A 13229-nucleotide genomic window follows, 5' to 3' on the forward strand; every position below is an offset into this window, starting at 1 on the left:
CCCTCATCATACTCCCCGTGCCGACGCCCTTTTTTCATGTGTGTGAGTGCCCTGCAGGGGCATGCGTGTCTCCTTTGTATGTGATCACTTTACTCGCGGATAGTTGGGGTGCCTACGGACGGATGGGACCGCCACTCGGGTCTTGTGGACCGAAAAATAGGGACCATATGGCGCATAACAAGATATGGATGACTTCGCATACTAGACTCATGTCAATCGTGAGATGCTATCTCCGTGGAGGGGAGCGAAGAACATGATCGTTCAGAGGTTGTTATTTCTTGCCGCATTGCTTGCCGTTGGCTTTGCTGTCAATCTAGCCGGACGGTTCAAGCGCACCCACGCGCCCGTATATGGGTGGTGGACCTTGTCCTTCCTTTTTTATGCGGCGGCTTTTCTGATGGAGGCCTTAACCGTCAATGGCAACTGGCAGTTGGTGTGGGAGTATCAGATTTATATGGTTGCCTCGGCGGGGTTGGTTGGCACCATGTCGGTCGGTACGGTTTACCTTGCGCTTCCGCGTTCACGAATCCCGTTCTTTTATGGTCTCTATGTGGCCTTGGCAACCATATCGTTGGCACTTTTTGCGGTGCTCCATCCGCCGGTACTTCAAGGGAGTTGGCTTTCCCTTAACGCAGGAAAAAACGCCATTGTTGGACCTTCCCAAATCAGTTATCTGCTCTTGTCCGCGGTAGGCGGTCCGGTCGTGGTTCTCGGCGCCTTGTGGTCTTGGTGGAAAGTACGCCGGTATTACACGTTGCTGATTGGCGTCGGCGCCCTGGTGCCGAGTTTGGCGGGGACGTTTGCCTCTCAGGGGCTAGGGGAGTCATGGTTTCCTGTGTTTAACATCGTCGGGTTGATTTTAATCTTCCTCGGCTATGTCTATTCACGGCCCCGAACCCGCGTGGTGGAACTGCGTAAGTCGCCGCTGGGCAGGTCCGATGGACGGGAACGCCGCGGCAAGGTCATCTAACGGCGAAAATCATCCTATCGAGACTGGGCGCGCGCTGTGCGGGCGTCCGGTCTTTCGTTCGAAAAGGGTTAACCTCGGGCTATGGTATAATACCGTGATTAAATGTCCGGGAAGCGATGGAGGAGACGCAGGGGATGTCCCACGGCTGGCGCGATCGAATATTAGCGACCTTGATGGCGATGGCAGGTGTGGTTTTAACCTTTTGGGTTTACAGCCATTTTATCAGCGGTTTGCACCTTGGCCGTGGCCTGAAGTCCCTTTACCTGCGGGTTGTGCTGGTGTTCTTTACGGGCGTCTTCTCATTTGTGGTGTTCGGGCTGTTGGAACGTCAACAGAGGGAATTGGAGCGAGCAAACGCTGAACTTGGCCGACAGCGCGATGTATTGCAAGGCCTATGGGATGCCACGGGTGTGGTGGCCACGCTTCCCGATTTGGAGGCGGTGTTGCAACGGATCGTCGATGTGGCACGGCCCCTTTTCGGTGCTCAGTATGCGGCGCTGGCTGTGTTATCCGATGAAGATCCATCGCGTATCCGGGAGTTTATCACCTCCGGCATTTCTTCAGAGGCGCGAGCGAAAATTGGCCACCTGCCGACGGGGCGCGGCCTCTTGGGCGAGGTGATTCGCACCAAACAAGTCATTCGGCTGGAGAACATTGCTGACCATCCTGCGTCGTCCGGCTTCCCCAATGAGCACCCGGCCATGTCAAGTTTTCTGGGATTGCCCTTGCTCTATCAAGGGTCGGTTGTGGGTCACCTGTACCTGACCAATAAGCCCGGGGGCTTTACCTCCGAGGATGAAGTACTGGCGCAACTCTTCTCTCGCCAGGCGGCGGTAGTTATTGCCAATGCCCGTTTGTATCAAGAGCGCGAAGCGTGGGCAACGGTGCAGGAGCGGGAACGCATCGGCCGTGAACTACACGACGGCGTGTTGCAAACGCTCTACGGGTTGACCTTGTCACTGGAATTTCTCCTGGATACCCAGGAGTCGCTCTCGGAAGATCTGCGGCGCGAATTGAATCGAGTGACAGAAACTTTAAGCTTAACCATGACGGATATTCGAATGTACATTCAAAGTCTTGGCACGTCGCCGGTCGATTTTTACGTCGCCGTAAAAGACATGTTGCATCGGACCGGCAACGGCGAAAACGTGGACTTAGAGTTTCACGATCATGATTACTTAACATTGGATCCGCAGATCGTGCATGACTTGGTGCTCACGGTGCAAGAGGCGGTGTCGAATGCCAATCGTCACGGACAGGCCGATCGCATCGTGGTTGGCTGGGAAAGCACGGAGTGGGAATACCATTTATGGATTGAGGATAATGGTGTGGGATTTGATACGGAAGCCGACACGGGAAAGCACCATTTTGGACTGGAGAATATGCGCCGACGCATGGAGCGGCTTAAGGGCATGATGGATGTGACGAGCGCTCCCGGACGCGGGACCACCGTTCAATTTCGTTGGCCCCGATCGAATACCATATCTCTATAGGCTATAGTAAAAAGGGATAAAGGAGCGTGAAGAAATGGCCGAAACGGACAAAAGTGATGTGATTCGAGTGGCCATTGTGGATGATCACGAAGTGGTTCGAATGGGTCTGAAAAACCTGATCGACCACCAGCCCGGTATTACCGTTGTCGGGGATTATGCCACAGGTCAGGCGGCCGTAGACAATATCCCCTTTACGGCTGACGTTGCGGTTCTCGATGTGCGGTTGCCAGATCTCAATGGGTTTGAGGTCTGTCGTCAAATCAAGGAACGTGACGAGCGAGTGCAGGTCATTATGTTGACCTCTTTTGGACAAGATGAGATGGTGATGGACGCCATCGATGCGGGCGCCTCTGGCTATCTCTTAAAGGAATCCCGGGGGCATACGGTCATCGAAGGGATCCGCACGGTCGCGCAAGGCGGTTCGCTCTTTAGCCCGCAGGTGACCGCGGCCTTGTTTCGGCGTCTCAGGACAGCCAAGGGGCCTGCGGACCCTATCGAAGAGTTGAACGAGAATGAGCACAAAATCTTGGCCCTGGTGGCGGAGGGAAAAACCAATCGCGAAATTGGGGAGCAGCTCTTTCTCAGCGAAAAAACGGTCAAGCATTATGTGAGCAACATTTTAAGCAAACTCGGCTACACACGTCGGGCCGAGGCGGCAGCACACTTCGCCCGCTATGAATCAGATCATCATCGATGACGACCATGGCGAAGGGCGAAGATGCCGCCGATGACCAAAGCCCAAATGATTAATTGCCAAAGCCCCATCATCAACCATGGAGACAGGTTCGACAGAAGTTGGGCCATTTAGGTCACCTCACCCTCTCGTATCGTTTCCCGCCCTTTTATTATGGTGTTGCCGTTTTAGCGGTTTCATCGGTCGAGTGGTCCTTTTCAGCGGTCCGTTTGGTCCGGTGGGGGATCACGTCGGTTCCGACGGACCGGGTCCAAAAAAAGGGCCGAATGGTCCTAATCATTAGGGACCTTCGGCAGTGGTTGACCCTCTCCTGGCTCAGTACAGTAGGACAATACAGGCCATATTAGGAGGGGTATGATGATCCACGTCGATCCAGCCATGACGGACGAGGAGTTTCTACGCCTGTTCGAAAAGGGCATTAAAGCACAGTGGGGGACGGATCAGATTGATTGGGGCTTAGTGGAAGGGATTTCCGACGACAAGAAGCAGGCCCTCGGTCAACTAATCACCCCCGTGTATTTAGGCGAACAAACAGCGATGTTGGGAATATCGCAAGTTCTTCCCATGATTTTAACCGGCGGCCATGCCGAACCGGCATTGTATCTTTCCAGTATGGGTCTTGATGAAGCGCGCCATTTCCGTAACTTGAACCATCTCTATCGGGTGCTGAACGTGGAGCCTTTGCCCAGTCGCCGTCTCCCGGAAATGTGGCGGTACCATGCCCGCCTTCTGCAAAAACACGATCCCGTGCAATGGGTGTTTGGCATCCTCATCAGCGACCTTTTTGCCAAGACCTTTTATGGGGGATTCGCCGACCGTTTTCCAGATACGGTAGTAGGCCGTCTCTCGCGCCGCACGTTGCAAGACGAAGCCCGTCACCAAGCCTTTTCCGATCGCTATCTGAATCGCATGCTGCCAACTATGGACGAGGACGCACGACAAGAGCTGTTAGTCCTGCGGGACGATCTATTCCGGATAATGGAGCGACTGGGCGAACGTCTGCGGGGTCCCATGGAGACGCTGGATTGGTCGCCAGAAAGTTTTCTTTCGGAGTTGTGGGACGATACCGAACGGTGGGTCAAGCGTCTGGGTATTGTACCGCTGGCACAATGATTTGATGTTAACGGAAGCATGGCCGCCACTGAAAGCTGTTCGCCATCGACGGGCGAGCAGCTTTCTTTCGGTCTTCGGCCGCTTGCTACATGGGATTGGGATTGGGAAAAGGTGGCCGGTGCGTGGGTGTGATGGGGCTGGCGGAGCCCAAGATTCTCCGGCACGTGACCCTGAAGATTGGGTGCAGCCGCTCAGGGCGACACTGTCGAGCCTACGATACAGCGCGGGTGGACGAGGCGCTAAATTGGCCAAACGGCACGTTTGGTCGTTAAAATCGCGTCATGCTGGCATGACCACAGGACATCTCCAGGGCATGAACCCAAGCCTGCCGTCATACCTATCCCTGAGGACAAAGCACGAGCCTTCAGGGAGGGATCGGGGTGGACTGGAAGGTTTTCCTTTCGACGTTTGCATTAATTTTTTTTGCCGAGTTGGGTGATAAGACGCAACTCAGCGTCATGACCTTGTCGGCTCAGAGCAACTCAGGCATGTCGGTATTCTTGGGGGCAGCCATTGCGTTGGCGTTAAGCGCATTTTTGGCGGTGATATTTGGTGAGGCTGTAACCCGGGTTGTGCCTACTCAGTATATCCATTTGGGCGCCGGCATTATGTTTGTTGGCATGGGTATTTTCCTAATTTTAGGAAAGCTTTAACACGGAGCTCACAGATGGTGCGCCTTGAAGAAGGCTCGGTGGTTATGTTATAATCGTTAAGTCGATGTGCGCCCGTGGTGAAGTGGATATCACGCAGGCCTCCGGAGCCTGAAGCAGGGGTTCGAGTCCCTTCGGGCGCACCACAAGTTTGAAACCTGCAATCTGCAACGGATTGCTGGTTTTTTGTTTCTTGCATTGGCTTTGCTACCCACAAAAATACCCACACGAGCGGAGATATATGGGTTCGCGCTAAATCCTTTCAGTCGCCTCGTCACATGCATACCGAGTGTCCGGGACAATCACGGGAATGGTTGGTGCGACAACCGTCTGTAGGGAGTGCGGGGTATCGACCATGGCGCATCCTTATGCGGTAGGTTTGGCGGAAGTGCGGTTGTAGGACTTATGAAAACGAGTGGGTTCCGCCAAATCTGCCACCAAGGTGCGACCTGAAGCAGGTGGCCAAAGACACCGACTTTCTGCGCGCGGCGGTGGCATGGTTCTTGGGGGCTTACCCAGCAGACCGGTGCCGGCTCTCCCCATGAACGGACCGAAGCGAATCAACAGCCGGATGCCCGCAAACACCAATGCCACGAAAAGCGACTGACGTTATTCGTTTTGCCGACCGGTCTTGGGTGGACCGTGGCAATGTAGGGGCCGTTCGAATTTCAACTCGAATCGCTGCCTGAGCCAGAAATTCCTTACGCAGAGTTCTTTTCCGCTGACGGTCGGATACTTACTCGGTTTACTGCACCTCGCTTAGCAGTTTCCTTTAGGGGTGCCTTGAGGTGAGTGGGTACGTATCATCATCTACCTCCACAATCCTTTCTACCTCTTGATTGATTAGTCCTCGTAGATGGTGGACGCCTTCTCCCGGGCTGTCATAAGCCTGCGTAGCGTATGGGTTGATATAACCCGTACCAACCGCCTAAGCGTTATCTGCCGCCTTTGTTTGCGCCCTACGACGGTGAAACGGGGCTGACCCAACGAATAGCCGCCGTGGAAGTGGGTCCGCACGGGGGGGACTGCGGTCGGTGCTGGTCCTGCCTCTATCTGGTCCTTTCAAATGACCGTACAATAGAGGACAAGGAGGTGCGACGTGTCCTTGTCGCCAATGTCCAGTCTAAAAGATTTGATCGATAGCGCTGGCAGACGTGTGGTAATTCCCGTTTGTGAACCGGCTATGTATCATGGGCCTTTTGCTGACGTCGACTTTCTTTCGGGAAAGTTGGATGATGAACGCCAACCGAATACTCTTTGGGTTTACAGCCAATGGACCGACCGCGGAGGAGCACTCATCGACTCCTGGATTTTGGCTCTTTCTAAAGAGAAGGCGGCGGGACTAGTGGTGGTGGATGAACGCCTCCCTGACGCAAGCCGTTTATTGGCGGAACGGCTTTTATTTCCGGTTTTTCTTGTGCAGGGGCAGCACTTGGGGTTATTTCTTCGGCGTGCCTTCCGTTTGTTGGCCAGTAGCGAAGTGGAAGGCATGAAGCGAGAACTCTCGCTCATTGATGCCACGCTCGACAGTTGGGGTGAGAATCTGACATTGGAGGGCTTCCAACACCAACTCCATTCCCATGGCGTTCAGATTAAACCCGCTCGCGAGACGACAGAATCCGGCACACGTATCGTGGACTGGGGACGGGGGAGTGGCGAGCGGTTTTACATTCACGCACCCGTCGCATCTCCTCGGCTCATAAGACTCATGGAACTCACCATCGCGGTGTTTTTAGATCGGGACGCGGCTGAGATTGAGTCGGTGTTACGCCATCGCTCGGAATTCCTGCTTGAGCTCTTGGTGGATCCTCGGGTCCCCACCGGTTCGGTCATGCGGGCTGCGTCCCGTTTTAACCTCGACCTGGGTCGGGTGCACACGGCGCTCATCTGGGATATGGATAAGTTTTCGGAGTATAGTCGGGCAGCGGGAAGTGAGCAGCGCATTCTTCGGACAAAAGGCGCGGTCTTGGAGGCGTTGGAACGTGAAGCGCGGCAAACCTTTGGACATGGTATGGTGCTCCCTCATTCCGACGAATTTGTGCTGATCGTGGAAAGTCAAGAACGACTCCTGCCCGACCAGGCGTTGAGGGGCGCGGAGGCTATCGCCCGGAGTCTCACCCCAACGTTGAAGAAATGGGGAGTTTCCGGCGTTACGTGTGGTATTGGGTTTCCCTACGATGGGCCGGATGGACTTCGGAAAAGCTTCGAAGAAGCGCATGAAGCGCTCACTGTTGGACGCGCGCGCTACGGGTTTGGGACGATTGCTCACTTCAAAGATTTGGGACTCGACCGGTTCCTCTATGGTTGGCTGGAATCTCCCCGTTCACGTGAGTTAGCCGAAGGCCTGTTGGCCCCGGTGTTGGCCGAGCCGAACGGCGGAGAACTCATCGAAACCTTACGAACTTATTTAGATTGCATGGGGCGACGATCCCAGGCTGCGCAGATGCTTCACATCCACCGAAATACGCTGACCTATCGCATTCAGCGCCTTGAACAGCTTCTGAAGCTCAACCTCGATGATGCGGCGGCTCAATTGGTCCTGCAGCTGGCCTTGAAAGCCCGCCCTGAATTGCACTAAAAGTTCTCTCAAACCTTGTGCAGGTTGCCGCATGGATTTGTCGGAATCGCGTGGAAGTATAGGGGGGTGAAGAAAGGAGGCGTAAAGGCTATGCAGTCAGCAGAAGATTACCCATTATCTCGTGTGCCCAAAGACGCTCGCTATGGCTGGTTCTCCGTGGCCGTGCAACGTTTCGGGCAATTGTCGGCACTGTCTCAGTTTCTTTTGGGAGCAACGTTGGGGTTCGGCATGTCCTTTTGGTCGGCCTTTTGGGCGTTGACCTTGGGTGCTGTGGTGCTTGAAGTGGTGTCGATTATCATTGGCATTGCCGGTCAACGGGAGGGCATGTCCACGTCACTCTTGGCCCGTTGGGCGGGTTTTGGCCGCTATGGTTCCGCCATCATCGGGCTTGTGGTCGCGATTAGCTTGGTGGGCTGGTTTGGTATCCAAAATGCCGTCTTTGCCGCGGGGTTGCAACAATTGATTGGTGGGCCGCCGTTATGGCTCTGGTCCATTTTGGCCGGGGTCGCCGTGATTGCCATCGTGACTTATGGATTCTTATCAATGGGCTGGACAGCTTATGTAGCTGTGCCTTTGTTTCTGATTCTGTCCGGGTGGGCCATTGTGGTCGGATTAAGCCATCATTCCTTCAACCACCTGGTTGCCATGGCACCACCGGGCCCCCATCTTTCACTGGGGGCAGGGACCACATTGGTGGCAGGCGGATTCATCGTCGGCGCCGTGATCACGTCCGACATGACCCGGTTTAACCGGCGGGCCGGCGACGTGGTCAAGCAAACCGTGCTGGGGATTACGTTGGGCGAATATGCCATCGGGTTAGTGGGTGTCCTATTGGCCCACGCGGTGAAGAGTTCCAATGTCGTGGCCATTGTGTATTCAACCTCCGGCTTCATTGGCACCGTGATTTTAATTATGGCCACCTTGAAGATCAATGACTGGAACCTTTATTCATCGACCCTCGGTATCGTGAATGCTATCGATACCTTGTTCGGCAAGAAGGTCTCTCGCATGCGTACCACCTGGGTCATCGGCGGCATCGGCACCATTCTGGCCGCGGGTGGGATTCTTCAACACTTCGAAGGATTCCTCACGATTTTAGGTGTGGCAATTCCCCCGATTGCCGGTATTATGCTGACCGACTATTGGCTCCTGAAACGCTCTCGTGAGGAACTTGACCGGAGCCGTGCGGCGGATCGGGTCCCAGATCACATGGAGACCATCAACTGGCCCATGGTGGTCTCATGGGTGGGTTCGTTTCTGATTGGGTACTTCGTCCATTGGGGAATCCAGTCGATCAATGCATTAGTGGCCGCGATTGTGCTGTATTGGGTTCTGTCACAATTGAGCCAGAGAACCGTTTCCGTAGGGAAGACATCGGAGGAGAGTGCATGAGGGAAATTGGGCTCAAAGAACTCAAGGATTTGGCGATTGGCGCCACCTTGCTGGGCACGGGTGGTGGCGGGGACCCGTATATCGGACGACTGATGGCTGAGGCGGCCATCAGTCGTTACGGCCCTATCCATTTGGTCGATGTGGACGAGTTACCGGACGAGGGTTTGGTGGTCCCCGCCGCCATGATGGGGGCGCCCACTGTAATGGTGGAAAAAATCCCGAACGGGAAAGAAGTGGAGACGGCCGTCTCGCAGTTGGAACGCATTCTTGGAAAACAAGCCGTGGCCATCATGACCATTGAGGCGGGCGGCATTAACTCCATGATTCCCTTAGCCGTGGCGGCCCAACTTCATCTTCCGGTCATTGACGGCGATAGTATGGGCCGGGCGTTTCCCGAGTTGCAGATGACCTCGTTTCATGTTCGGGGACTCAAGGCGACGCCCATGGTGTTGGTGGATGAGAAGGGCAACAACTTGGTGATTGACGCCATTGATAATCCGTGGACGGAGCGTTTGGCTCGAACAGCCACGGTGGCAATGGGTGGGGCCTCCATTATCGCTCTCTATCCCATGACAGGCCGGGAAGCCAAAGACACCATGGTGCGGGGCACCATGTCGAAGGCCATGGATCTCGGACGGCTACTGGGTCATTCACGCCTCGACCGCGACGAGAAACTACAACGGCTTAAAACACAGCACCAGGCGATTGAACTGTTTTCTGGAAAGGTGGTCGACGTCGAACGGCGGAGCGGGGATGGATTTGCACGCGGCACGCTGTCCTGCGTGGGATTAGATGCGTTCGGGGAGAGCGTACTACGGATTGAGTTTCAAAACGAGAATCTCATTGCCGTCCGGGATGGCCGGGTGGTCGCGACCGTTCCCGATCTCATATGTGTGGTGGACCGGGAGACTCTTCTACCCATTACGACCGAAGGGTTAACTTATGGCCAGCGCGTGACGGTGGTGGGGCTTCCTTCGGATCCCGTTTGGTTTACAGAAAAGGGGATGCAAACGGTGGGTCCCCAATATTTCGGCTACCAGGTAGAGCATGTCTCCTTGGCGGAAGGCCCGATAACGACAGCAGAGACGAACGGAGGATGGGCATGAAATATCGACTCGGTGTGGATGTGGGTGGCACCAATACGGATGCGGTCATTTTAACGGCGGATGATCGGGTCGTGGCGAAAACCAAGACACCCGTGACGGCGGATGTGGCGAGTTCCATTCGCCACGCGGCAAAAACGGTATTAGAGCAGTCTCGGTTGACGCCCTCTGAAATCTCCCATGCCATGTTAGGTACGACCCAGGTGACCAATGCCATTATCGAACGTCAGCGCTTGAACAAAGTGGGGTTGGTGCGAATTGGGGCGCCGGCTACCTTAGCCGTCCCGCCCTTGACCGGTTGGCCGGCGGATTTGAAGGCGGTGGTCGAGCATGCGAGTGTCATGGTCCGTGGGGGTCACGAATTTGACGGGCGCACCATGGGACCGTTGGATCTCGATGCCATTCGGCGGTTTCTGGATGAACATGCCCACAACATTACGGCGGTGTCAGTCACGGCCGTATTTGCCCCAGTAAACGCAGACCACGAGCTTCGTGTACGGGATTTAATCATGGAAGAATATCCGCACCTGGCGGTCTCGCTGTCTCACGAAATCGGATCGGTAGGACTCTTGGAGCGGGAGAATGCGACGGTCCTTAACGCGGCCGTGACCTGGGTAGCGGCCATGGCGGCCACAGCCTTTGAAAATGCCCTCCGGGATCTCGGAATTGAGGCTGCCCTATACTTTGCCCAAAACGATGGCACGTTGATGGCCATGGACTACGCGTTACGTTATCCCATCTTGACGGTGGCGTGTGGGCCGACAAATTCCATGCGCGGTGCGGCCCATCTCACCCGATTGAACGATGCGGTCATTATTGACGTCGGGGGTACTTCCTCTGACATTGGCATGATTCGAGGGGGATTCCCGCGGCAATCATCGCTGGCCGTTGAGGTGGGCGGCGTTCGCACGAACTTCCGCATGCCCGATCTCATCGCTCTCGGATTGGGTGGAGGCTCACGCGTGCGGATGGCGGATGGGCGTGTCACGGTGGGCCCGGACAGCGTGGGATATCGAATTGTCGAGGATGCCCAGGTGTTTGGGGGAGATGTGCTGACCTTTACCGATGTGGCCGTCGCGTTGGAGAAGGCCAATATCGGGACCCGTCGTCCCGTGGTGTCCGGCGAGCTAAGCCGCGCCGCGTATGCGGAGGCTATCCGGATGGTTGAGGAGGGAATCGATCGGATTAAGACCAGTTCGGAGCCTGTCCCTCTCATCGCCGTGGGCGGAGGAAGCGCCCTTCTTCCCGACCACTTAGCCGGCGTATCCGAGGTTATCCGTCCCGATCATTACGACGTGGCCAACGCCATTGGTGCCGCCATTGCCCAAGTATCAGGGCGTGTCGACCGGATTTACGCGATGAGCGGGCGGACACGGGAGGACGTGATGGAGGAGGCCGTGTCAACGGCTAAGGCAGAGGCTGTGCGTGCCGGGGCCAATGTTGCGACACTGGACATCGTAGAGATCGAGGAAATCCCTCTCGCATATCTTCCGTCTAATGCATCCCGAGTGCGGGTCACCGTAGCCGGAATTCTGGCGGGTGAATCGGCATGAGTTGGAAACTGGGGATTGACGACTTGGACGCCTTAGCCATCGGGGCCGCCATTTTAGGAACCGGGGGCGGGGGCGATCCCTACATTGGGCGGATTATGGCGGAGGCGGCTATGGCTCAACGTGGCCCCCTTACCGTCTACACGGTCGACGAACTCCCCGACAATCAGTGGGTCATCCCTATCGCTGGGATGGGCGCCCCCACCGTGTTGTTTGAAAAGCCACCACGGGGAACGGAACCCATGGAGGCCTTCCTACGCCTCGCGGAGCACATCGGTGTCCCAGATGCCTGGCCTTGTCCTATTGAAGCGGGAGGCATCAATAGTATGGTGCCCTTGCAGGTGGCAGCCCAACTAGGCCGCCCCGTGGTCGATGCGGATGGGATGGGTCGCGCATTTCCGGAGCTTTACATGCAGACCTATCACATCTTCGGAATTTCCGGGTCCCCCGCTTGTATGGTGAGCGAGTTTGGCGATGCGGTCATTTTGGACCGGATCCACGACAACCATCAGCTCGAGTGGCTGGCCCGGGGTCTTACCATCCGGCTTGGAGGCCATAGCTTTCTCGCTCAATTTCCTATGCAAGGTCGGGACGTTAAGCGCGCCGCGGTGCGCGGCACGTTAAGCCTTGGGCTTCGCATTGGTCGGGCGGTGATTGAGGCGCAAAAGCAGCATATCGATCCATTGAGCGCCCTCTGTGAGGCTGCTAACTATGCCGGATATGGCCCGGCCTTTATTGCCTTTCGCGGAAAAATTACCGAGGTTCGCCGGCGGACGGAGGCCGGATTTGCTAAAGGCCAGGTTACCATCGAGGGCCTCGATGGTGATCGCGGATCGACGCTGGGGATTGAATTTCAGAATGAGAATTTAGTGGTTCGACGGGGTGAACAATCGATAGCGATGGTTCCCGATTTGGTGACGGTGCTAGACGCGCAGACGGGACTCGCCATCACCACCGAGCGGCTGCGTTATGGGCAACGTGTGGCCGTGGTGGTCATACCCGCGCCACCGATTATGAAGAGTCCCGAAGCCCTGGAGGTATGGGGACCTCGCGGGTTTGGCTACCCGTTCGACTATGTTGAACCGGCGCTTCGGGTTGCAGCCGAGAAAGGGGAGTAAGAAGGATGGCCTCGTTTCACATTCCGCGGGATCGAGTGAACTGAGTTGGAACGCCGACCATGAACCGGCCGTTCGCGTGCAGTCGGGTGACGTGGTGACGTTGGAAGTGGCCAATGCCTCGGGTGGGCAACTCAGTCGGGAGTCCAGTGTCGACGATGTGGCACGCTCAGACTTTGACCGCGTGAATCCCGTGACTGGGCCCATTTATGTCCAGAGGGCGGAGCCGGGCGACGCATTACGCGTCGACATCATGGCTATTGACCTAGATTCCTGGGGGTGGACGGCAAACATCCCAGGCTTCGGCCTGTTAGCCGACCAATTCCGGAGCCCCATCTGCGCATTTCCCAAGTGACGGACCGTTATGCGGAAATATTACCCGGGATCCGTATCCCGACGGCTCCCTTCATCGGGACCATCGGGCTTGCCCTGGATTTACCGGACGATCATCCGTTGGTCCCGCCTAGCGCGCAAGGCGGCAACATGGATTTACGCCACTAGTATACTAATTCTGGAACCTCACGGTTCTGAGACCTCATCTCTCAGCGGCTGTCGGGGTACCACGCATTTA

General features: G+C 56.0%; 11 protein-coding genes and 1 tRNA gene. All 12 read left to right on the plus strand.

Features of this window, described 5'->3' with window-relative positions:
• The first annotated feature begins 253 nt into the window (after positions 1–253).
• The 12 genes from HIJ39_RS17975 to HIJ39_RS18030 all read left to right on the plus strand — a co-directional run bounded on the left by HIJ39_RS17975 (position 254) and on the right by HIJ39_RS18030 (position 13013).
• A complete protein-coding gene (locus HIJ39_RS17975) occupies positions 254–970 on the plus strand; it encodes a hypothetical protein (protein ID WP_207711773.1) in 717 nt (238 codons plus the stop codon).
• Positions 971–1104: 134 nt separating this feature from the next.
• The gene (locus HIJ39_RS17980; RefSeq protein ID WP_169102157.1) at positions 1105–2463 is read left to right on the plus strand and encodes a GAF domain-containing sensor histidine kinase; all 1359 of its coding nucleotides are present in this window, start codon (positions 1105–1107) and stop codon (positions 2461–2463) included.
• Positions 2464–2497: 34 nt separating this feature from the next.
• Positions 2498–3160 (plus strand): response regulator transcription factor, encoded by a 663-nt coding sequence (locus tag HIJ39_RS17985; protein WP_169102158.1) that lies wholly within the window; start codon positions 2498–2500, stop codon positions 3158–3160.
• Between the two features lie 354 nt (positions 3161–3514).
• Complete coding sequence (locus tag HIJ39_RS17990) at positions 3515–4270, plus strand: ferritin-like domain-containing protein (protein WP_169102159.1); 756 nt, start codon at positions 3515–3517, stop codon at positions 4268–4270.
• Between the two features lie 380 nt (positions 4271–4650).
• Positions 4651–4923 carry a TMEM165/GDT1 family protein gene (locus tag HIJ39_RS17995; protein ID WP_169102160.1) on the plus strand — a complete coding sequence of 91 codons (273 nt, stop codon included), beginning with the start codon at positions 4651–4653 and terminating at the stop codon, positions 4921–4923.
• A 68-nt stretch (positions 4924–4991) separates the two neighbouring features.
• A tRNA-Arg gene (locus HIJ39_RS18000) sits at positions 4992–5066 on the plus strand.
• A 953-nt stretch (positions 5067–6019) separates the two neighbouring features.
• Positions 6020–7498 carry a PucR family transcriptional regulator gene (locus HIJ39_RS18005; RefSeq protein WP_338055233.1) on the plus strand — a complete coding sequence of 493 codons (1479 nt, stop codon included), beginning with the start codon at positions 6020–6022 and terminating at the stop codon, positions 7496–7498.
• 90 nt (positions 7499–7588) lie between these two features.
• Complete coding sequence (locus HIJ39_RS18010) at positions 7589–8890, plus strand: purine-cytosine permease family protein (RefSeq protein WP_169102161.1); 1302 nt, start codon at positions 7589–7591, stop codon at positions 8888–8890.
• On the plus strand, positions 8887–9996 hold the full coding sequence (locus HIJ39_RS18015) for a DUF917 domain-containing protein (RefSeq protein ID WP_169102163.1): 1110 nt from the start codon (positions 8887–8889) through the stop codon (positions 9994–9996). Before HIJ39_RS18010 ends, HIJ39_RS18015 begins: the two co-directional genes overlap by 4 nt.
• Positions 9993–11546, plus strand: a complete 1554-nt coding sequence (locus tag HIJ39_RS18020) for a hydantoinase/oxoprolinase family protein (RefSeq protein ID WP_169102165.1) — start codon at positions 9993–9995, stop codon at positions 11544–11546. Before HIJ39_RS18015 ends, HIJ39_RS18020 begins: the two co-directional genes overlap by 4 nt.
• The gene (locus HIJ39_RS18025; protein ID WP_169102167.1) at positions 11543–12661 is read left to right on the plus strand and encodes a DUF917 domain-containing protein; all 1119 of its coding nucleotides are present in this window, start codon (positions 11543–11545) and stop codon (positions 12659–12661) included. The genes HIJ39_RS18020 and HIJ39_RS18025 overlap by 4 nt, the downstream gene beginning before the upstream one ends.
• A 91-nt stretch (positions 12662–12752) precedes the next feature.
• Positions 12753–13013, plus strand: coding sequence for an acetamidase/formamidase family protein (locus HIJ39_RS18030; protein ID WP_338055234.1), 261 nt, complete (start codon positions 12753–12755; stop codon positions 13011–13013).
• Positions 13014–13229 lie beyond the last annotated feature (216 nt).

The organism is Sulfobacillus harzensis, from assembly GCF_012933365.1.
Lineage (GTDB): Bacteria > Bacillota > Sulfobacillia > Sulfobacillales > Sulfobacillaceae > Sulfobacillus_B > Sulfobacillus_B harzensis.